Origin of the sequence: Mannheimia haemolytica, assembly GCA_900638155.1 — a bacterium.
Lineage (GTDB): Bacteria > Pseudomonadota > Gammaproteobacteria > Enterobacterales > Pasteurellaceae > Mannheimia > Mannheimia glucosida.
Genome location: LR134495.1, coordinates 696028 through 718604 on the forward strand (window position 1 = coordinate 696028; position 22577 = coordinate 718604).

General features: G+C 43.2%; 17 protein-coding genes. 13 read left to right on the forward strand and 4 right to left on the reverse strand.

What is annotated here, in order from left to right:
• Positions 1–207: 207 nt before the first annotated feature.
• The 3 genes from EL242_RS03690 (at position 208) to EL242_RS03700 (ending at position 3858) form a co-directional block, all read left to right on the forward strand.
• Complete coding sequence (locus tag EL242_RS03690; RefSeq protein WP_126301541.1) at positions 208–903, forward strand: aspartate/glutamate racemase family protein; 696 nt, start codon at positions 208–210, stop codon at positions 901–903.
• Positions 904–918: 15 nt separating this feature from the next.
• Entirely contained in the window at positions 919–2229 is a 1311-nt protein-coding gene (locus tag EL242_RS03695; RefSeq protein ID WP_126301542.1) for an anaerobic C4-dicarboxylate transporter, read from the forward strand.
• A gap of 177 nt (positions 2230–2406) precedes the next feature.
• Positions 2407–3858 (forward strand): NAD-dependent succinate-semialdehyde dehydrogenase, encoded by a 1452-nt coding sequence (locus EL242_RS03700; RefSeq protein WP_126301543.1) that lies wholly within the window; start codon positions 2407–2409, stop codon positions 3856–3858.
• Positions 3859–3934: 76 nt separating this feature from the next.
• Here the strand turns inward: EL242_RS03700 and iolB are convergent, their stop codons facing one another.
• A complete protein-coding gene (iolB, locus tag EL242_RS03705; protein ID WP_126301544.1) occupies positions 3935–4759 on the reverse strand; it encodes a 5-deoxy-glucuronate isomerase in 825 nt (274 codons plus the stop codon).
• 218 nt (positions 4760–4977) lie between these two features.
• Between iolB and EL242_RS03710 the strand changes: the two genes are divergently transcribed.
• The 6 genes from EL242_RS03710 to EL242_RS11550 all read left to right on the forward strand — a co-directional run bounded on the left by EL242_RS03710 (position 4978) and on the right by EL242_RS11550 (position 12406).
• The gene (locus EL242_RS03710; RefSeq protein WP_126301545.1) at positions 4978–6489 is read left to right on the forward strand and encodes a CoA-acylating methylmalonate-semialdehyde dehydrogenase; all 1512 of its coding nucleotides are present in this window, start codon (positions 4978–4980) and stop codon (positions 6487–6489) included.
• A 330-nt stretch (positions 6490–6819) separates the two neighbouring features.
• Entirely contained in the window at positions 6820–7758 is a 939-nt protein-coding gene (locus EL242_RS03715) for a sugar ABC transporter substrate-binding protein (protein ID WP_006250061.1), read from the forward strand.
• Between the two features lie 50 nt (positions 7759–7808).
• The gene (locus tag EL242_RS03720; RefSeq protein ID WP_126301546.1) at positions 7809–9353 is read left to right on the forward strand and encodes a sugar ABC transporter ATP-binding protein; all 1545 of its coding nucleotides are present in this window, start codon (positions 7809–7811) and stop codon (positions 9351–9353) included.
• A gap of 11 nt (positions 9354–9364) precedes the next feature.
• Positions 9365–10393 carry an ABC transporter permease gene (locus tag EL242_RS03725; protein ID WP_126301547.1) on the forward strand — a complete coding sequence of 343 codons (1029 nt, stop codon included), beginning with the start codon at positions 9365–9367 and terminating at the stop codon, positions 10391–10393.
• Between the two features lie 130 nt (positions 10394–10523).
• The gene (locus EL242_RS03730) at positions 10524–11657 is read left to right on the forward strand and encodes a Gfo/Idh/MocA family protein (protein WP_126301548.1); all 1134 of its coding nucleotides are present in this window, start codon (positions 10524–10526) and stop codon (positions 11655–11657) included.
• A gap of 68 nt (positions 11658–11725) precedes the next feature.
• On the forward strand, positions 11726–12406 hold the full coding sequence (locus EL242_RS11550; RefSeq protein WP_232019689.1) for a hypothetical protein: 681 nt from the start codon (positions 11726–11728) through the stop codon (positions 12404–12406).
• Between the two features lie 62 nt (positions 12407–12468).
• Here EL242_RS11550 and iolG read toward each other — a convergent pair whose 3' ends face one another.
• From iolG to iolD, 3 genes are all read right to left on the reverse strand, one after another.
• Positions 12469–13479: an inositol 2-dehydrogenase gene (gene iolG / locus EL242_RS03740; RefSeq protein ID WP_126301549.1), complete on the reverse strand. Its 1011-nt coding sequence runs from the start codon at positions 13477–13479 to the stop codon at positions 12469–12471.
• A 1-nt stretch (position 13480) separates the two neighbouring features.
• Positions 13481–14377 (reverse strand): myo-inosose-2 dehydratase, encoded by an 897-nt coding sequence (gene iolE / locus EL242_RS03745; RefSeq protein ID WP_126301550.1) that lies wholly within the window; start codon positions 14375–14377, stop codon positions 13481–13483.
• 146 nt (positions 14378–14523) lie between these two features.
• A complete protein-coding gene (gene iolD / locus EL242_RS03750; RefSeq protein ID WP_126301551.1) occupies positions 14524–16458 on the reverse strand; it encodes a 3D-(3,5/4)-trihydroxycyclohexane-1,2-dione acylhydrolase (decyclizing) in 1935 nt (644 codons plus the stop codon).
• A gap of 267 nt (positions 16459–16725) precedes the next feature.
• Here iolD and EL242_RS03755 point away from each other — a divergent pair, with 267 nt between their 5' ends.
• From EL242_RS03755 to EL242_RS03770, 4 genes are all read left to right on the forward strand, one after another.
• On the forward strand, positions 16726–18642 hold the full coding sequence (locus tag EL242_RS03755) for a bifunctional 5-dehydro-2-deoxygluconokinase/5-dehydro-2-deoxyphosphogluconate aldolase (RefSeq protein ID WP_126301552.1): 1917 nt from the start codon (positions 16726–16728) through the stop codon (positions 18640–18642).
• A 288-nt stretch (positions 18643–18930) separates the two neighbouring features.
• Entirely contained in the window at positions 18931–20271 is a 1341-nt protein-coding gene (locus EL242_RS03760; RefSeq protein ID WP_126301553.1) for an alpha-L-fucosidase, read from the forward strand.
• 2 nt (positions 20272–20273) lie between these two features.
• The gene (locus tag EL242_RS03765; protein WP_126301554.1) at positions 20274–21614 is read left to right on the forward strand and encodes a PTS sugar transporter subunit IIC; all 1341 of its coding nucleotides are present in this window, start codon (positions 20274–20276) and stop codon (positions 21612–21614) included.
• 137 nt (positions 21615–21751) lie between these two features.
• Positions 21752–22576: a MurR/RpiR family transcriptional regulator gene (locus EL242_RS03770; protein ID WP_126301555.1), complete on the forward strand. Its 825-nt coding sequence runs from the start codon at positions 21752–21754 to the stop codon at positions 22574–22576.
• The last annotated feature ends 1 nt before the right edge of the window (position 22577 follow it).

The following is a 22577-nucleotide window of genomic DNA, read 5'->3' on the forward strand; positions in this document are numbered from 1 at the left end:
CCAATGCAAATTTCGCATTATGATTTCATTAAATGCATTAAATCTATATTTGATATATTAGTATTTTATTGATTTTAAAGATTTTTTTCTATCTATAAAGAGCTTTGTTGCATTTTTTGCATACTGATTCGATTTATTGCATTTCTTTTTTGCATAACTTGTTTGTATAAGTCATCGCAGTAAATTAAATCTTATAAGGAGAAGTGTATGGCAAGAAATATTATTGGCATTTTAGGTGGAATGGGACCTGCAGCAACAGCAGATATGTTCCAAAAATTTATCCGCTTAACACCTGCTGATTGTGATCAAGCTCATATTCCATTATTGATTTCCTCTATTCCCGACATACCGGATAGAACTCGCTATATTTTAGCAAATGGAGAGAATCCGGCTCCGGTAATGGAAAAATATATTGAAGGGCTTGAGAGTGCAGGGGCAACCTGCATCATTATTGCATGTAATACTGCACATTATTGGTTTGAACACTTGAAGGCCAAAAGTCAGGTAGAGATGCTAAGTATGATTGATTGTGTGGTTGATGAGGTTTTGAAGTGTGGAAAACGGCGGGTTGGATTGTTGGCAACTGATGCAACTTTGGCGGTAGAACTATACAAAAAACAGCTTGAAGCACAAGGACTGACTTTTATTTGCCCGACAGAAAATGGTCAAAAGGCAGTAATGGATAGTATCTATTTATTAAAGTCAGGTGAGTTAGAGAAAGCCACAGAGCTAATGTTACAACAACGTGATGAACTTATTCGTTTAGGTGCAGAAGTAATTATTTTAGGTTGTACAGAAGTACCTATTATCTTAGCTCAAGAAATAGAACGTGAGCCGACACGTTATGTAGATTCAACGTTGGTATTGGTTAAAAAAGCAATTGATTGGTATCAAACTCATTAATTTAAGGAGATGGATATGATTTATGCAGAAATCTTTGTGGTACTTGCTGCAATCTATTTAGGACTGCGTTCTGGGGGCTTAGGAATAGGACTATATGGTGGTTTAGGGCTTGCGATTCTAACTTTAGGTTTTGGTTTACCTATGGGTTCTATTCCAGTTGATGTAATGCTGATTATTATGACTGTTGTAATAGGTGCTGCTGTGTTACAAGCAGTAGGAGGTATGGATTTACTTGTTCGTTATGCGGAAGTATTAATGCGTAAAAATCCTAAATATATCAATTTTATTGCACCGATGATTACTTGGTTAATGACGATTATGGCTGGTACAGGTTTTATCGTATTTTCCACCTTACCTGTGATTGCAGAAGTGGCAAAAGAGAGTGGTATCCGCCCTTCAAGAGCATTAGCCGGCTCGGTTGTGTCTTCTCAATTAGCTATTGCAGGTTCTCCATTGAGTGCTGCAATGGCGGCTATGATAGCAGTAATGGAAAACAACAGTGTTACATTTTTTCAAGTAATAGCAGTATGCTTACCTGTTTCTTTTATTGCCTCTATGGTTGCTGCATTTGTTGCTTCTAAGCAGGGCTGTGAATTGCAAAATGATGTTGTTTATTTAGAACGTTTAAAAGCAGGAATCGTCAGTCCATCTCGTAAGTTAGCGAGTGAATCTACCCATTCAAAAGGAGCAAAACTATCGATTGGCATTTTCTTACTAGCAACTGTATTGATTGTTCTACTTGCAGCTGTTCCAGGGTTAAAGCCGATATATGAAAATGGGAAGTCAATGAGTACCCGAGATATAATTATTGTGATGATGTTAGCCTCTTCGTGCTTAATGATGCTGGCAGGAAAAATTAAACCTGATGCGATTGTGGCTAGTCCAATTTTCCGCTCAGGAATGACCTCTATTGCGGTAATTATCGGGATTGTTACATTAGGTATGACTTTTGTCGATGCACATTTAATAGAAATTAAAGCCTCTATTGGAAATATTTTAACTGAATATCCAATGTTGTTAGCTGTAGTACTCTTTTTTACTTGTGCATTACTTTATTCACAAGGGTCAACTTCTGCTCTTATTATTCCATTAGCAGTAAGCTTGGGGATCCCTAACTGGGCAATTTTGGCTTCTTTCATTGCAATTACAGGCATTTTTATCCTGCCAACCTACCCAACTTCATTAGCAGCGATGGAATTAGATACTACGGGTTCAACTCGTGCCGGCAAATATATTATAGATCATCCGTTTATGCTTCCGGCTTTAGTTGGGGTTGCTGTTGGCCTTGCTTTTGGATTCGTATGGGCTCCGATGATTGTATCTTAATTATTAAATATGTAGAGAATTTAAGTTAATTCTCAATAATAAATGGTTGCACCTTAGAAAAACGCTTGTCTAAGGTGCTTTATTATTGAGTAAAAAGTTATTTTTCAGCTCTTTTCTCTTTACTGAAATTGGATTATAGTCAATATTGTTCTCTTTTTAACCATTCAAGGAGTGATTATGTCAAACCAAAAATTCTCGCTACTCCGTTTCCAAGCCTATATTAACGGTCAATTTGTTTCAAGCCAAAATGGGAAAACCTTTACGGTACATAATCCGACTAATGGCGAGAAAATCGGTGAGGTGGCTGATTTAGGCACGGAAGAAACCGCTCAAGCGATTGAAGCAGCCGCAGTTGCCCAGAAAAAATGGCAGGCATTGTTGCCCAAAGAGCGTTCCGTGATTTTGCGTAAATGGTTTGAGCTGATTATGCAAAACCAAGAAGAACTCGCCCAGATTTTAAGTCTAGAACAGGGTAAACCATTGGCAGAAAGTCGAGGCGAGATTGCCTATGGAGCCAGTTTTATCGAGTGGTTTGCCGAAGAAGGCAAGCGGATTTATGGCGATGTCTTGCCACAAGATAAAGCCGGTCGCCGTCTGTTTGTGACTAAGCAACCCATTGGTGTGGTGGCAGCGATTACGCCGTGGAACTTCCCAAATGCAATGATTACCCGTAAAGCCGCACCGGCGTTGGCCGCAGGTTGTGCGATTGTGATTAAACCGGCGGCAGAAACTCCGCTTTCTGCCTTAGCATTAGCCCAATTAGCGGATCAAGCAGGTATTCCCAAAGGGGTGTTTAACATTATTACCAGTAGCGATGCCGAAGGTGTAGGGCGAGAGTTGAGCACTAATCCGACCGTACGCAAACTCACCTTTACCGGCTCCACCCGTGTCGGCAAAATTTTAATGCAACAATCGGCAGGGACGGTAAAAAAATTGGCATTGGAGCTAGGCGGTAATGCACCAGCGATTGTGTTTGATGATGCGGATCTAGATAAAGCGGTTGAGGGCGTGTTTGCCTCTAAATTCCGTAACGGCGGACAAACCTGCGTCTGTGCTAACCGAATTTATGTGCAAGCGGGCATTTATGAGCAATTTCTTGCAAAATTGAGTGAGAAAGTGGCTAAAATCAAGCTTGGCTCGCCATTTGAGGAAGAGGTCACGATGGGGGCACTAATTAGTGAACGAGCAGTGGAAAAAGTCGAAAGCCACATTAACGATGCCCTTTCACTTGGGGCAGAACTGGTGTTAGGCGGTAAACGCCACGCACTTGGCGGCACTTTCTTCCAGCCAACCATTCTGAAAAATGCCACTCAAGCGATGAAAGTTGCCCGTGAGGAAACCTTTGCTCCCCTTGCCCCGATTTTCAAATTTGAAACCGAAGAAGAGGTTATCCAGTGGGCGAATGATACTGAGTTTGGTTTGGCGGCTTACTTATTCAGCCAAAATATCGGGCGAATTTGGCGAGTATCGGAGCAGTTGGAATATGGCATTGTCGGGATTAATGATGGGATCATCAGTAACGAAATCGCTCCGTTCGGCGGCTGGAAAGAGTCCGGACTTGGGCGGGAAGGTTCGAAATACGGTATTGAAGAGTTTTTAGAAATGAAATATCTTTGTATGAAAGCATAACCGAATGGGACGCCAAAAGCGTCCCATTTTTTAATCCCCTATTTTGCAAAAAATTGGTGGAAAAAGACCGCTTGTATCACTCAAATTTGGCTTTATAGGTTTCACTGTTCACCCAAAGATGATCTTGTTCCCAAGTAAATTTCCACTTGCGTACCGGCCCTGCCATAACATTTAGGTAATAATTATTATATCCGGCAATGGTAGCAACAGGGTGGTAGCCACGAGGCACTTTAACCACATTTTTATCATACACCGCCATACATTCATCAAGTGTGCGATCATCGGTATAAACCCGTTGCATTGCAAAGCCTTGTGGTGGATCGAAGCGGTGGTAGTAGGTCTCTTCCAAATAGGTTTCTTCGGTAGAGTGTTTGTCATCGTGCTTGTGGCTTGGGTAGGAACTGGTATTGCCTTCATCGGTAAAGACTTCGACCACCAGCAAACTGTCGGCAGGTTCGGTTTCCGGCAGAATATTATGCACCAAGCGTTGATTGTTGCCAAAGCCCCGTTTTTCCACACCGATATGGTTCGGGCTAATCAAACGCACCGGATAGTTACCTTGACTTGGTGCTTTGCACACTGCTAATTCTAAATTGAGTTCAGTTTTAATCAACACGCTTTTGTGTGGCGGAATATAGACTGCATAAGGCGGAATTTTTTCAAATGGCGTGGTACGGTTGCCGATATTTTCAAAGGCATAATCATCAACATACACAGAGCCAAAACCGGTCACAAAGACTAAACAAAGTTCATTTTCACCACTTTCCAGCGTAATTTGTTGCTTACTGAGTTGATAAACATCAAATCCAACATATTCCCACTGTGCATTTTCAGGGGTAATGTGCTGAATTAATCCTTCAGGTTGGTTGAAATTGGGTTTAGACAATAATGGACTAGACATAGGAAACCTCGCTTAACGAAATGGAATACACCTTCAAACTATACGAAATTTTGTCTCATTTTAATACAGGCAATCTGTAAACTTGCTACTTAGATCACAAAAATGAAATAAATTTTTCATTTTTTAGTATTGTGTATTGATATTTTCCATTTTTAGCGGTAGTTTATCGGCTGTATTTTATCCGTTTTTCCTCTCAATCAGTTGATAAGGAGCCTCCAATGAGCCAATTTGTCCAAAATTTTATTAACGGTGCAGTCGTTGAAAGCCAAAGCCAGCGTGTTACCTCGGTATTTAATCCCGCAACCGGTGAAGAGACCAAAAAAGTCAAATTAAGCCTGCCAAGCGAAGTCGATGCGGCGATTGCAGCGGCTGATCAGGCTTTCAAAAGCTGGTCGCAACAATCTCCACTACGACGTGCCAGAATTTTGTTTAAATTCAAAGAGTTATTGGAAGCGAACTTTGATGAGTTAGCTCGTTTAATCAGCTCAGAACACGGCAAAATCTATTCCGATGCGATTGGCGAATTAACCCGTGGTTTAGAAGTGGTGGAATTTGCCACCGGTATTCCACACCTACAAAAAGGCGAGTTCTCTGCCAATGCAGGGCGTGGCATTGATATTCACTCAATCCAGCAACCGTTGGGCGTGGTAGCAGGCATTACCCCGTTCAACTTCCCGGCAATGGTACCGATGTGGATGTTCCCGGTGGCACTTGCTTGCGGTAACACTTTCGTTTTAAAACCGTCTGAAAAAGACCCAAGCGTGTCTATTCGATTGGCTGAATTATTAAAAGAAGCCGGCTTGCCAGACGGTGTATTCAATGTAGTGCAAGGCGATAAAGAAGCGGTAGATATTCTTTTAACCGACCCTCGCATTCAAGCAGTAAGTTTTGTCGGCTCAACTGCAATTGCACAATATATTTATGAGAAAGGCTCTGCAAACGGCAAACGGGTTCAAGCTTTGGGTGGAGCGAAAAACCACGCTTTGATTATGCCGGATGCTGATGTACAAGGCACAGTTAATGCCTTACTGGGTGCGGCGTTTGGTGCCGCCGGTGAGCGTTGTATGGCATTATCGGTTGCAGTAGTTGTTGGCGATGAATTAGCCGATAAAATCATTGAAGAGCTAATTCCTAAGGTCAAAGCATTGAAAATCGGTTCAGGCTTACTACCACAAGGTGCGCCTGAAAATGATATGGGGCCGGTGATTTCCAAAGAGCATAAAGCCAAAATTGAGAGCTATATCGATCAAGGTGTAGCACAAGGGGCGAAACTCTGTGTTGATGGTCGTGGCTATAAAGTCGAAGGGTTTGAAAACGGTTACTTTGTTGGAGGTACACTGTTTGATAACGTAACGCCTGAAATGACCATCTGGCAAGATGAAATCTTCGGACCGGTTCTCTCTGTCGTGCGTGTGAAAGATTATGCCGAAGGGATCGCACTCATTAACAGTCACCAATACGGCAATGGTAGTGCAATTTTCACCGCAGATGGCGATTCAGCACGTCAATTCACCCAAGATGTACAAGCCGGTATGGTGGGCGTGAATATTCCAATTCCTGTGCCAATGGCGTTCCACTGCTTTGGTGGTTGGAAAGCCTCTATTTTCGGGCCTCTCAATGTATACGGCACAGACGGTGTGCGTTTCTACACCCGTATGAAAACTATCACAACCCGCTGGCCGGACAGCTCGGTGCGTAGCCAAGCGGCATTTAATTTCCCAACCTTATAATAACGAGTACATTTCCTTTTTGAGTGTTTAGCGGTGAGAAATCACCGCTTTTTTATTGGTTTTCATATCACAAGTGGTCATTTTTATTCAAATTTTTGCAAAAAGCGACCTGTTTTGACCGCTTGTATTTATCTCTTCCTAAAAATGTGATCTACGTAACAAATTTGAAACAAAACATTTGGTTTGGAAAATTTTGAATGATATATTCTAAATTGAAAAATTTATTTCATTAAGGTTTATTATTGAAATAAGACTTAAGTTTCCTTCGCAGTTTGAAGTAACATTGGCAATATTCGCCGTCAATTCCCATCTTAAAAAGAGGATTTTGTAATGAAAAAGCGTATTAAATTTGTATTGAGTGCTTTAACGTTAGGCTTAGCAATGAACAGCTTTGCGAAAGATGAGCTTGTGGTATTTAGCTTACCGAACCTATCCAGCCCGTTTGAAGTTCAACTACAAAAAGTAGCGGTAGAAACCAGTAAAAAGTTGGAGATCAAATTGCAAGTATTAGACGGGCAAAGTTCTTCTACTAAACAGGCTTCTGACTTAGAAAATGCAATTACCCGTGGTGCGAAAGGCATTATCATTTCCCCGAATGATGTGAATGCGATTTCAGGTGCAGTGGAAGAAATTATCAAAGAAAAAATTCCTGCTGCGACACTAGACCGAAAAGTGGAAAGCAGTAAGCCGGTTCCACACTTTGGGGCAAATAACTACACAGGCGGTCAAGAAGTCGCAAAAGCGGTGAAAGCCAAATACCCGAATGGGGCAAAAATTATTCTTTTAACCGGTCAGCCGGGTTCAACTTCTAACATTGAACGTACCAAAGGTATTCGTGATGAATTAGCTGCCGGTGGCGATAAATATAAAATTGTGGTTGATCAAACCGGTAACTGGCTCCGTTCTGAGGGCTTACGCATTATTGAAAGTGTGTTACCAACCTTAAAAGAGAAACCAGAAGTGATTATTTCAGCGAATGACGATATGGCACTCGGTGCGATTGAAGCATTGCGTAGTCAAGGTTTAAAAGCAGGTGATATTTTAGTGACCGGCTTTGACTCAACCCCTGAAGCACTCGCTCGTGTGAAAGATGGCTGGTTGTATCTCACCGCTGACCAACGCCCAAGTTTTGCAGTAAGTACGGCATTAGAGCAAGTGGTAGGCAATATCCGTGAGAGCAAAGAAGTGAGCGGTGCGGACTATCCGCCAAAAATTATCCTGAAAGATAACCTGCAAGAAGCAGAGCGTTTTGCAGAAATCAGCGAATAATTTATCTGCCTTCCGGCTGAGGTCGGAGGGCGTTTTTTTACGGAGGTTGTATGTCTACTCCCTTACTTGAAGTGAAAGAACTGACAAAAAGTTTCTCTGGTGTAATGGCACTCAATGGTGTGAAACTGACCGTGGGAAAAGGCGAAGTTCACGCATTGTTAGGTGAAAACGGTGCAGGAAAATCGACCTTATTAAAGGCACTTTCAGGTGCTCAGCCACAAACGAGTGGTGAAATTATCTTTAACGGTGAAACCTTAAGTTTGAGCGATTCCCCGTTTGATCGCCAACTCAAAGGCATCGTAACGATTTATCAAGAATTTAACTTGCTACCGAATATGACGGTTGCTGAAAACTTCTTTTTGGGCAGAGAGCCGGTGAAAGGCTTATTCGTCAATGAAAAAGCAGTAAATGAGGAAGCACAATTAGTGCTGGATAATCTCGGCTTAAATATCAAACCTGATACCCAAGTATCTCGTTTAAGTGTTGCTCAACAGCAGATGGTCGAAATTGCCCGAGCAATGACCTTAAACGCCAAACTGATCATTATGGACGAACCGTCCGCTGCCTTAAGTGATAAAGAGGTGGAAACACTGCATCAAATCGTGCGTGATTTAAAAAGCCGTGGCATTAGCGTGATTTATGTGACTCACCGCTTAAACGAAGTGTTTGCCCTGTGTGACCGCTTTACCGTTTTCCAAGACGGACGTTACTCCGGTGAAGGTGAAGTCAAAAATGTGAATGTCGATCAAATTATCAAAATGATGGTAGGACGTGAAGTTGCCTTTACCCGTCGTCCACCGGAAGAGACTCACCATACCCACCGTCCAATACGTTTGGCAGTGAAAAATCTGCATCGGGAAAAACCGGCACTCGACCCGCACGGTATTGCTTTGCATGGTGTCTCTTTTAATATTCACGAGGGTGAAGTGTTAGGAATTGCCGGCTTAGTTGGTGCTGGTCGGACTGAAATCGCCCGTTGTCTGTTTGGAGTGGAAAATTACACAGCAGATGAAATCAGCCTAGACGGTAAACCTTATGCCGCTACCTCGCCGTTAGATGCTTTGGAAAAAGGGGTTGCCCTTGTGCCGGAAGATCGCAAAAAAGAGGGCTTAGTTCTCGGTTTACCGATTAAAACCAATATGACCCTACCGATTTTAAGCAAATTATTGAAGGGTAACTTGTTTGTCGATAATCAAAAAGAAGATGATTTAATCGAAACCTATCGCCAAGCATTACGCATCAAAATGGCAAGTAGCGAACTTGAAGCCCGCAAATTATCGGGTGGTAATCAGCAAAAAGTGATTTTAGCCCGTTGTATGGCACTCAACCCGAAAGTACTAATTGTTGATGAGCCGACACGAGGTATTGATGTGGGGGCAAAATCTGAGGTTCACCAAGTGCTGTTTGATATGGCAAAACAAGGCGTTGCGGTATTGGTGATTTCCTCCGATTTACCGGAAATTATGGCGATTTCCGACCGCATTATCACTCTTTCCGAAGGTCGGGTAACCGGCGAAATTCACGGCGATGATGCCACCGAAGAAAAATTAATGTCAATGATGGCTGTTGGCGTTCAGCGTAAAGCGGCAGCATAAGAGAGGTTTGTATGACAACGCAATTTCTAAAAAATATGGGTATGGTCGATGACAAAGGAAAAATCGATTTTATCGCCTTCTTTGAACGTTTCGGCGTACTGATTTTCTTGATTTTACTGATTATTTTCTTCACTTCACAAAACGGGGCATTTCTATCGCAACGCAATATCTATAACGTTTTAACCGAAGTATCGATTTTCGGCATTATGGCGGTAGGAATGACCTTTGTTATCTTAACCGCAGGGATCGATCTCTCTGTCGGCTCAATCCTTGCTGTTACCGCAATGTTCGCTGCCTATATTATCAAAGGCGATAATACGGTAACGGTAGAAGCCGGTGCTTGGGGCGGAATGAGTTGGCTGATAGGCTTAGGTATCTGTTTAGGTTTAGGCACTTTCATTGGTTGGTTACACGGCTTGGGCGTGACTAAACTCAAACTGCCACCGTTTATTATCACTCTTGGCGGTATGACAATTTGGCGTGGTTTAACACTTGTGTTAAATAACGGCTCGCCAATTGCAGGATTTGATGAAGGCTACCGCTGGTGGGGACGTGGCGATATTTTAGGTGTACCGGTGCCGGTAGTGATTTTTGCCGTAGTCGCCATTATCGGTTACTTCGCATTGCATAAAACCCGCTGGGGACGCTATGTGTACTCGGTAGGTGGTAACCCGGAAGCAGCCCGTTTAGCCGGTGTGAATATCAACCGCACCTTAGTCAGTGTTTATGTGGTGATCGGAGCATTGGCAGGACTTGCCGGTTTCATTCTCTCCGCCCGTTTAGGCAGTGCCGAATCCGTTGCCGGTGTTTCTTTTGAGCTACGTGTAATTGCCTCAGTGGTTATCGGTGGAACTTCCCTAATGGGTGGTTACGGACGAGTTACAGGCACCATCATCGGCTCAATTATTATGGGCGTATTGATAAACGGTTTAGTGCTGATGGACGTTTCCGCTTACTACCAACAAATCATTATGGGCTTGATCATCATCCTTGCCGTTGCCTTCGATACCTATGCGAAGAGCAGACGAGGAGCGTTATAGATAGCTAACACAAGCGGTCTGATTTTGTAAAAATTTTGCAAAACCAGACCGCTTTTTTATAGGGTGTGTTTGCCAACGCACTGAAAATTCTAATGGTGCGTTAGCAAACGCACCCTACTGAGATAGTATTATGAAAACCATCAAAATCGGCTTAGTTGGCACCGGCTATATTGGTCGCTGCCACGCCATTGCCTACGCTCAAGCCCCTACCCAGTTTCCACTTAAAGGCAAAATCCAACTGGAATACCTTGCTGAAATCAACCAAGCATTAGCCGATCAAAAAGCCCGAGAATTTGGCTTTCAGCGTGCTACTGACGATTGGCGAAAATTGGTTGCTGATCCGAATGTCGATGTGGTGGACATTTGCACACCAAATTTTCTGCACAAAGAAATTGCCTTAGAAGCGATTAAACACGGCAAACACGTCTATTCAGAAAAACCGCTTGCACTTACCGCCCAAGATGCCAAAGAAATGGTGATTGCCGCTCAACAAGCGGGAGTTAAAACCTTGGTCGGTTTCAACTATATCAAAAATCCAACCACCCAGCTGGCTCGCCAAATTATTCAAAATGGCGAAATCGGCGAGGTGGTGCATTTTTATGGCACACATAACGAAGATTATCTCGCTAACCCTAATACCCCGATTGATTGGCACTGCTATAAAGCCAAAGCCGGACTTGGCACGTTGGGGGATTTAGCCGCACATATTGTCAGTATCGCACACTATTTGGTCGGTTCAGACATTGAGCGTGTTATCGGCGATATGCAAACGGTGATTGAAGAACGCCCTAGTCCGCACAATCCGGCAGAAAAAATCAGAGTAGAGAACGAAGATCAGGCAAGTAGTCTTGTGCGATTTGCTAATGGGGTAATGGGCACGCTCGAAAGCTCACGCATTGCTTGTGGGCGTAAAATGGGGCTGACCTATGTCGTAACCGGCACCAAAGGCACGCTCAGCTACACCCAAGAACGAATGGCAGAACTCAAACTCTACCTGCACGATGATGACAAATCCCGCCAAGGATTCAAAACCATTTTAGTCGGCCCGGAACATCCCGACTACGCTGCTTTTTGCGTGAGTGCCGGCCACGGCATCGGTTTTAACGACCAAAAAGCAGTGGAAATCCGTGATCTCATCAACGGCATCGCTGCCGATGACCCAATGTACCCCGATTTTGAAGAGGGCTATAAAATCTCCCGTTTATTGGAAGCGATAGCAAAATCGGCGGAGGAGAAAAGGTGGGTGGATGTGAGTGAGATTTAATAATTACATTAAAATCGAAACGTATCTCAAATTGATTGAGATACGTTTTTTACATTTAAGGAAAAATTATGAGTTCAATTAAAGAAATTTTTAGCACAAAAAACAGCCCTATCAATGTTCTTATGCAAACAGAATGGTTTTTAGGCTTCATATTGATGGTTGTTTATCTGGATGCTTACTTCCAACTTGTTCATCAAGTGCCTATCTATATTGCAATACAGCAAAGGGAAATATATCTCACAAATGCCATTGATTATATTGCAGCAATTTCTTTCTTCTCAATCACATTTACGGTGTTGTTTACACTAATGCGTTTCTTGCATATTTTTTTACTTTCAAATTTATTGGATAAAATAGGCTGCAAAACCCATGAATTACCTAAATCGGAGGAAGCTAAAGATTTTAAGAGAATCTCAGACTTAAAAATACAAGCTGCTATAGAGAATAATAAAGAACTCAGATACTATTGTGAAAAAGCAGAAGAAAAAATTAGAATGAGAACATCAATATCTCGCCGTTTTTTAGGTATTATTTTTTTCACAATTATTCATATATACTTTGCAAAAGAGTGGGAAAATTATCCTCTTATGTTCAGATTTATTTTTGGATATCTAGAAACTCAACCAGAGGATTTTAGATCTTTTGTTCATTTTGTATTAATTCTTTTAATGATTCCTGTTTTTTATTTGCTTGAACAATCAATCAAAATTGAAAACGATTATATTTATTTCTCAAGTGATAATAAATAAAAAATCAAGCGGTCAGTTTTGCAATATTTTATACAAAACCTACCGCTTGTATTTATGATCAATTACGCCACTTCGCTCAACTTAACCGGTCTGTTTTCTTCCAGTGATTTTTTCGCAGCTAAGGCGATAAGTACCGGTTGTAAGCCGTCATTGCCGTTTACTAGGGTTGGTTTGTCGTTTACCACAGAATCCACGAAGCAACTGATTTCATCGGAGAAAGATTGCATATAACGTTCTAAGAAGAAGTATTTTGGTTTTTCCGCCACTACGCCGTTTTCACCTGAGAATACGGCAGTTGAGCCAGTATCATTGGTGATATGGATTGCCCCTTTCGAGCCGAACACTTCCGCACGTTGGTCGTAGCCGTAGGCAGCTTTGCGACTGTTGTCGATCACGCCGATTGCTCCGTTTTTCAGTTTCAATGTGATCACGGCAGTATCAATATCGCCCGCTTTGCCGATTTCAGGGTTTACTAACACGGTGCCAACTGCAAACACTTCTTCCACTTCGCTGCCGGATAAATAACGAATCATATCGAAGTCGTGAATGGTCATATCAAAGAACATTCCGCCGGAGACTTTCACATATTCGATTGGTGGGGCTTCCGGATCACGAGAGGTTACTCGGATAACGTGCGGTTCGCCGATGTCGCCAGCACTCACACGGTCTTTAATCGCTTTAAAGTTATGGTCGAAGCGGCGGTTAAAGCCCACTTGGAATTTTACACCGGCTCTTTCGACTGCACTCAATACTTCACGGATTTTAGCTGGGTCTGCATCTACCGGTTTTTCACAGAAAACGTGTTTGCCAGCCTGTGCTGCCTCAATCGAAATCGGGGCGTGAGTATTGGTGGAAGAGCAAACCAATACCGCATCAATTTCCGGATCTTGCAGGATTTTTTTATAGTCATCATAGACTTCCGGAATACCCATCGATTTTGCCCAAGCGGTCAATTCTTCGGTAATTTTTACATCAGAGATTGCTTTGATTTCAGCACCTTTAACATATTTGCTAATACTTTCAGAATGCACACGTCCAATACGGCCTGCACCAATAATACCTACTTTTAACATATTAAACTCCTGCGGTTTCACGGATATATTCTCTGCCTTTGAGGGCGTATTCAAACGGGTTGGCAAGTGCCGGATCTTGTTCGGCTTCTACCACCATCCAGCCTTTGTAGTCGTGTTTTTCTAAAATATCGAAAATTGGACGGAAATCAATTACGCCATCGCCCGGTACGGTAAAGGTGCCTTTTTTCACGCCTTCTAAGAAGCTTAAATCTTTTGCTTTTACTTCCGCCACGACTTCATCACGCACATCTTTTAAGTGAACGTGGATAATACGGTCGATATATTTTTCCAGCACGCCGAGCATCGCTTTTTGACAGCCTTCGGAATAGTACAAATGCCCTGAATCAAACAACAGATAGACATCATCATTCACTTCAGCCATATAGCGATCGACCTCTTCGGGTGTTTGAATGCCGGTTCCCATATGGTGATGCAGGCAGACTTTCATTCCTTTTTCGGCGGCAAGTTTCGCTAATTCGTTATAGCCTTCCGCCATACGTTTCCAATCTTCATCGTTGAAAATCGGTTTTTCTTTGAACACGGATTTGGTTGTGCCTTGAATACTGCGGCTCTGTTCGGAACAGCCGATTACTTTTGCGCCCATTGCGTGCAGGAAATCACGGTGTTTGATGAACTCGGCAATGGTCTCTTCCCGTTTACCGTCCACAAAGAAGGTGCTGAACCACGCATTGCAGATTTGAATGCCACGCACGTCCAGTTTGTGTTTTAACACGGCAACATCACGCGGATATTTATTACCCACTTCGCAGCCCGTGTAGCCAGCAAGCGCCATTTCGCTCACACACTGCTCGAAAGTGTTTTCTGCACCAAGTTCTGGTAGGTCATCGTTCGTCCAACCAATTGGGGCAATGCCTAATTGAATGTTTTCTGCTTTCATAGAGAAACCTCGTTTGATTTGTAGAGATAAATTTGGATACAAGCGGTTATTTTTATCAAAAATTTTGCAAATTTGACCGCTTATGGATGTTTTATTTTCGGGCTGGTTAAAACCAGCCCCTACGCTGCTGTTATTTCAGAAACAAATTAGTACTTTCTCGCTTTTGCTAACTGCTCTTGCGATCTCGCTCTGGCTTGTTGAATACGCTCGCTCTCTGACACTTCCGCGACACCAACATGCCACCAGCAGCCATAGCCGTGAGCCATTGTTTTCGGCAGCACTTTAATATCGATTAAGGTAGAAACAGTCTGTTTTTTCGCATCATCAAGGGCGGCACGCAATTCGGCTTCGTTAGTTACCCGATAGGTTTTGCAGCCGTACGCTTCGGCGTTTTTGGCAAAATCAATCGGTACTAAACCTCCGTTGAGTTGGTTAGTTTCACCATTGCGGAAACGGAATTCGGTACCGAAACTGTCCATACCGTTGCCGATTTGCAGGTTGTTAATACAGCCGTTTGCCATATTGTCGAACAGCACCACATTGATTTTTTTACCCTCTTGAATTGAGGTAACTAACTCGGTATGTGCCATTAAGTAAGAGCCGTCACCCAGTAGGGCATAAACCTCTTGTTCAGGGCGGGCAATTTTCACGCCGACCGCCGCACTCACTTCATAGCCCATACAGGAGTAACCATATTCAAGGTGGTAAGTCTCTTCACCTTTACTTAACCAAGTGCGTTGTAAATCACCCGGCAAACTTCCGGCGGCGGCAACAATAATCGCATTGTTATCAATGGTTTCATTCACAATACCCAGCACTTGGGTTTGGGTGAGCTGGGAACCAGTGAGCTGAATAAATTCATTGTGAACCGCTTTATGATCAAGATTATCGTTAATTTCAGGGGTGAAATCAGGGTGATATTGCACCGCGCGCAGACGTTGAATTTCATCAGCAAAATCCGCTTTCGCCTGTGAAATTTCATTCCCCCATTGGGCTTGATAATCAGCAGGAATGGCTTGGCTTAACGCCTCTAATGCGGTTTTTGCATCGGCAACCAGTTGCACGCCGTCTAATTTGTACGCATCAAAACGTGCAACATTAATGTTCAAAAACTGCACGTTCGGGTTTTGGAAAATCCATTTGGAAGAAGTTGTGAAGTCGGTGTAGCGTGTACCGATGCCGATCACTAAATCCGCTTCTTTTGCCAGACGGTTTGCCGCTAAACAACCGGTTTCTCCCACACCGCCTACATTCAATTCGTGATCGGACACCACCGCACTTTTACCCGCTTGGGTTTCAGCAAACGGAATGCCGAACTGTTTAGCAAATTTTTGCAGAATTTGACCCGCTTGCGAGTAGCGAGCACCTCCGCCGCAGACAATCAACGGTTTTTTCTTGGTTTGAATTAATTTTACCGCTTGCTCAATCATCGCATTTGTTGGTGGTGTACGCTCCAAGCGATGCACTCGTTTTTGCAGGAAGCTGTTCGGGAAATCAAAACTCTCCGCTTGTACATCTTGTGGCAGAGCAATAGTGACCGCACCGGTTTCGGCAGGGTCAGTCAGCACACGAAACGCATTGATACAGGCACTCATTAACTGCTCAGGGCGTTGCACTCTATCCCAATATTTACTGACAGCACGGAATGCATCGTTAGTGCTGATGCTTAAATCGTAAGGTTGTTCGATTTGTTGCAGTACCGGATCCGGCTGGCGAGTCGCAAACACATCGCCTGGTAATAAAAGAAGAGGAATACGGTTAGCTGTTGCTGTTGCCGCAGCCGTAACCATATTTGCCGCCCCCGGCCCGACCGAGGAAGTACAAGCAATAATTTTTTGACGTAGATTTTGCTTAGCAAAGCCCATTGCTAAATGCGCCATACCTTGCTCATTTCTACCTTGGTAGAGCGTTAAACCACCAGCATTTTGGGCAAGTGCCTGACCGATCCCCAGCACATTGCCGTGCCCGAAAATAGCAGCAACACCGTGAACGAATTTAATCTCTTTGCCGTCCACTTCTAAATATTGATTGTCCAAAAATTGCACTAATGCCTGTGCAACCGTTAAACGAGTAGTCTGCATAAAGCCTCCTCTGGCTTACATCGCTTTTACAAGCGGTCGGTTTTCTACTGATTTTTACAAATGAAAAATTTATTTCATTCATAATAGCAAGGAAATCGAAAAAAAGATGTGATCCAGTTCTCATTTCTGTGAAGTTATCACCTTGTTTTTCAAAGTGAGAGCTAGATCACAGAAATGATAATTTAAATAGAATAAATTTGAAATAAAAATTTCATTTTTGTATGATGTATAGTGTGTATTCAAATTTACTTGTTGAAAGGAGCGGTTATGGCAACAGTTAATCATCAAGATCGTCCATTGGATCTTATCTGTTTAGGGCGTGTGGCGGTGGATTTGTACGGGCAACAAATCGGTTCCCGTTTGGAAGAGATGACCACATTTTCAAAATACCTCGGCGGCTCGTCAGGCAATGTGGCTTACGGTACAGCAGTGCAAGGTTTACGTTCCTCAATGCTGGCAAGAGTTGGTGACGAACATATGGGGCGTTTTCTGCGTGAAGAGCTACAAAGCGTGGGCGTGGACACCAGTCATTTAATTACCGATAAAGAACGCTTAACCGCACTGGTTATTCTCGGCATTAAAGATAAAGAGACTTTTCCGCTGATTTTCTATCGTGATAACTGTGCGGATATGGCAATCACCAAAGACGATTTTAGCGAAGCCTATATTGCTTCCAGCCGTTGCTTGGCAATTACCGGCACTCACCTATCAAACCCAAAAACCCGTGAAGCGGTGCTGACTGCACTCGAATATGCGGGTAGAAATGAGGTAAAACGAGCGTTAGATATTGATTATCGCCCTGTGTTATGGGGATTAACCTCACTCGGTGATGGCGAAACCCGTTATATTGATAGTGCCGAAGTCACCAAATCGCTACAAGAAGTATTGCACCATTTCGATCTGATTGTCGGTACAGAGGAAGAATTTCATATCGCAGGCGGTTCGACCGATACACTCACGGCACTCAAAAATGTGCGTAAAGTCTCCAATGCCGTATTGGTGTGTAAACGTGGTGCATTAGGTTGTTCAGTATTTGAAGGCGAGCTGCCGAATGATTTAGACGGTGGCTTGAATGTGTACGGCGTACGTGTAGAAGTGCTGAACGTGCTGGGTGCAGGCGATGCCTTTATGTCGGGCTTACTGCGTGGCTACTTAAATAACGAAGGTTGGGAACAAGCATGCCGCTATGCCAATGCGTGCGGAGCGTTAGTGGTATCTCGTCACGGCTGTTCACCGGCAATGCCGACTAAACGTGAACTTGACGATTATCTAACCCGTGCAGAGAGTGTACCACGTCCAGATTTAGATGAGCGTTTAAACCACTTACACCGTGTCACCACCCGCAAAAAACAGTGGGAAAATCTCTGCATTTTTGCTTTCGATCACCGCAAACAGTTGGTGGATATGGCAAATAAAGTTGGGGCAGATCTTGCTCGCATACCGAAACTGAAACAGCTGCTATTAAAAGCGATGGAACAAACCGCAACTCAATCCGGCTTACCACAAAATCAAGCAGGGATCCTAGCCGATACCACTTTCGGGCAAGATGCACTTAATGAGATTACCGGCAAAGATTACTGGATTGCCCGCCCGATTGAAGAGCCATCTTCCCGTCCGCTGGAATTAGAGTATGGCGATTTAGGTTCTCAACTGGCATCATTCCCACGCGATCACGTCATCAAATGCTTGGCATTTTACCACCCTAATGATGAAAGCGGTTTAAAAGCCCGCCAAGATCGCAAACTAAAAGAGGTATATCAAGCCTGTTGCCGTACCGGTCACGAGCTATTGTTGGAAATTATTCTGCCTGCTGATATGCCACAGAGTGAGGCTTTCTATAACCAAGCGATAGCACATTTCTATCAGCTTGGCATTAAGCCGGAATGGTGGAAATTGCCGGGTGTTTCTCACGCACAATGGCAAGCGATTTCCGTTACCATTGAGGCAAATGATCCGGACTGTCGTGGTATTTTAATTTTAGGTTTAGATGCCCCGTTAGAGGTGTTTAAAGACACCTTTGAACAGGCAAAAGGCTGTGAGAAAGTGAAAGGCTTTGCAGTCGGCCGCACCATTTTCGGTGAACCGTCCGAAAAATGGCTTGCCGGTGAATTGGACGACAACGCCTTAATTTCAGCGGTGTCGGAAAAATATCGCACGTTAATCGATCTCTGGCAGCAACGTTAATCATATTGCTTTAAGTGAAAACCCCTTAGCTTATAGTATTGAGCAAGGGGTTTTGTTTTGCAAAAAATCCGGCTAAACAGACCGCTTGCCAGTCGTAAAAATGCCCGAATTTTCCTAAAAAAGCGAATATCGGGCATTTCTCGACCGGTTTATCGCAGAATAAGTGTGATGAAGTTCACATTTCATACATAAACCCCGCCCTTTTTACTGAAACAAATTGTTTTGTTTTTCTTAAAATGGAAAATATATTTCAGTTTATTTCCATTTAGATTCAATAGGAGTCTGTGTATGAGTTGCAAAACTTCACCAAAACGTTTCCACGCCAGTTGGGAATCGATTAAACAACACCAAGTGCCGGAATGGTACGAAGATGCCAAATTCGGGATTTTTATTCACTGGGGAATTTACTCCGTCCCCGCCTTTGCACCACCGACTTGTCAATTAGGTGAAATTGATATTGATGAACAATGGTTCTGCAATAACCCTTATGCGGAATGGTATTTTAATTCCATCAATGTCAAAAAAGGCCCGACCTATGAACATCATATCAAAACTTATGGCGAATCCTTTGCCTATAACGACTTCCTGCCACTATGGAAAGCGGAAAAATGGCAACCAGCAGAATGGGCGAAACTGTTTGCCAAAGCCGGCGCAAAATATGTGGTATTAACCACAAAACATCACGATGGTTTCTGTCTCTATCCAAGTAAATATACCGATTTCAACTGCACACAAGCCGGACCGAAGCGAGATTTAATGGGCGAGCTGACAGAAAATGTGCGTGAGCAAGGCTTAAAAATGGGAGCCTACTACTCGGGCATTATTGACTGGACATATTCCTCCGCCCCGATTTTCACCGAAAGTCAAAACTTCTCAAACGCTTGCCCGACTTACGAATATGCTGACTACGCCTATAAACAAGTGGTAGAGCTGATCGACCGCTATAAACCTGATGTGCTTTGGAATGACATCGGCTGGCCAAAAGTCGGCGAGCATATGTTACCACACCTATTTGCTCACTATTACAACAGCGTTCAAGAGGGGGTGGTGGACGACCGCTGGAACAAACTCTGGTGTGATTTCACCTCCAAAGAATACAAGCACGGCGTGGCTTCTCGTGATAAAAAATGGGAAATGTGCCGTGGTATGGGCTTATCGTTCGGTTATAACCAAGTGGAAGACGAAAGCCATTTGATTTCGGTGAAAGACTTAATTTCCCTATTGGTAGAAACCGTCGCTGACAACGGCAATTTATTGCTGAATATCGGCCCGAAAGCAGACGGCACTATTCCGCAAGAGCAGGTTGAACGCTTATTAGCACTGGGTAACTGGCTGGAAATAAATGGAGAGGGAATCTATAAATCCCGTTGTAGCCGACACCAAACCGAGCAAATCGGTGATGTGACCTATCGTTATACCAAAGTTGGGGCGGATCTCTATCTCTACATTGATGGCCTAACCGAAGCCCAAACCAGCTTGCCACTGTCGGTTTATGGTGAGCTACAAGCACTCAATACCGACCTGAAATTTACCATTGAAAACACTGCACAAGGCAGAGTGTTACATATTCAAAACTACCAACCGGATTGGTATGTATTAGGCTTTAAAATTGCAGATGGGGAGAAATAGGTATGTCTGTTTCACAACGCTTTATTAACTTTATGAATACCCACGTTGCCCCAGTGGCACGCCGAATGGAAAATCAACCGCATATTTCCGCTATTCGAGACGGTTTTATTGTAGTGTTACCATTCTTAATTGTCGGCAGCTTTATTATGATTTTGCTAATTCCACCATTTGATGAAAATACCCAAAATGCTTTCGGGCAAGCTTGGTGGCGTTTTGCTAACTGGGCAAGTCCCTACGGTTGGAATTTCTTCCAAATGTCATTTAATGCGATTTCATTATTTACCTCTGCCAGTATCGCCTACAACCTTGCCAAAGCTTATAAAAGAGAGCCTTTACCAGCGGCATTTCTCTCGGTAATGGCATTTTTGTTGGTGGCTGCACCGGTCAAAGACGGAATGATGGATATTAAATTCTTCGGCGGTATTGGGCTATTCTCTGCGATTTTTATTGCCATTTATTCGGTAGAAATGACCCGCTTGTTGGAGTTCTTAAAAATTAAAATCCGCTTACCGAAAGAAGTGCCGCACGCAGTGGCAGAGTCTTTGAATATCGTGATTCCAATTTTAGCGATTTTACTGACTCTCTATCCGTTTTCCATTTGGGTGGAAAGTGCCACAGGTCGTAATATTCCACAACTGATTATGGACTTTATGGCGCCATTGATTGCTGTGAGTGACTCACTAGGGGCAATTTGCTTGTTCGTTATTGCTACCCATTTGCTCTGGTTCTTAGGCATTAACGGCTCATTGGTACTAATGCAACTTTGGACACCATTCCTACTGCAAAATATGGCGGCAAATTTAGCAGCATTCCAGGCCGGTGAACCGCTCCCCTTTATCATCACTAACTCCTTCTGGGATTTCTACATCGTACACGGGGCAAGTGGTGGTGTAATAGCCTTGGCATTCCTGCTGGTACGCAGTAAATCGGCACACTTACGCTCTATCGGTAAAATTGGCTTGGTTCCGTCCTTCTTCTCTATCGGTGAACCAATCGTGTATGGTGTGCCAATGGTCGTCAATCCACTTTTCTTTATTCCTCTGATTTTCGCACCACTAGCGAATGCGGTTATTGCCTACCTGATTTTAGATTTTAACCTTATTCACCGTGTTTACTTGATGGCACCGTGGACAACACCTGCACCGATTGGGGCATATCTGGTTTCTGCCGGTGATATTTGGGCACCAATTTTAAGTATTGCACTGATTATTTTGGATATTGTGATCTACTATCCATTCTTCAAAATGTATGAAAAAGTCTGCGTCGAGAAAGAAAAAGCACAAAATCTAGATGAAAAAGCACAACAGGAGTTGCTAGAAAAAGCACGAATGGCAGCACAATAACACTTATTTCTAGCGTAATTGAGAGGGGCTAATCGAAAGATTAGCCCCTATTTTTGCAAAAAATTGGCAAAATTTATCCGCTTGTAAACAAGAAAAGCGTATAATGAAATAAAAAATTCAAGCAGAGATAATTTGAAATGAATGGACCTACTCAATTAGCACATTTTCAAGAACAAATCCGAAAAGAGTATGACGGACTAAGTAAACGTTTAAAACAAGTGGCACAGTATGTGCTGGATAATGGCAACAGCGTGGTGTTTGATACGGTTTCTACCATTGCCGAACGTGCAGGTGTTCCGCCTTCCACCTTAATCCGTTTTGCCAATGCGTTTGGATTTAGTGGTTTTAATGAAATTAAACAGCTTTATCGCCAAGATATGATGGAAGGCACATCACGTTACACCGAACGTGTGCAACTTTTTCGTCAAATTGAACCGCTTGATGAGCAAAACAGTGAGCTCAATCATATTTTAGATGTGTTCGTACAGGGTAATACGCAGGCACTGCAACAGTTATCGACACAAATCAGCGAAGAGCAGTTAGCACAAACGGTGGATATTTTACACAATGCTAAACGCATTTTTATTGTGGGTTTAAAACGCTCATTCAGCATTGCAAACTACCTAAATTATGCTTTGCACCATTTGGATTATGATGTTTTTATGATTGATGGTTCCGGCGGTATGTTTGACGAGCAATTAAGCCGAATCCGTGAAGGTGATGCGGTGGTTGCGGTGAGCTTTTCCCCGTATGCAAATGAAACGCTTAATGTAGTGACTGCAACTGCCAGACCGGGCGTAAAACACATTGCAATCACTGATAGCCAACTTAGCCCGCTCCTTTCATTTAGCGATGTGTCGTTTATTATTAAGGAAGCACAGGTGAGCGGTTTTCGCTCTCAGTGTGCCACAATGACGCTGGCACAAACAATCGCTGTTTCACTAGCGTTGAAAAAAGCTTAGA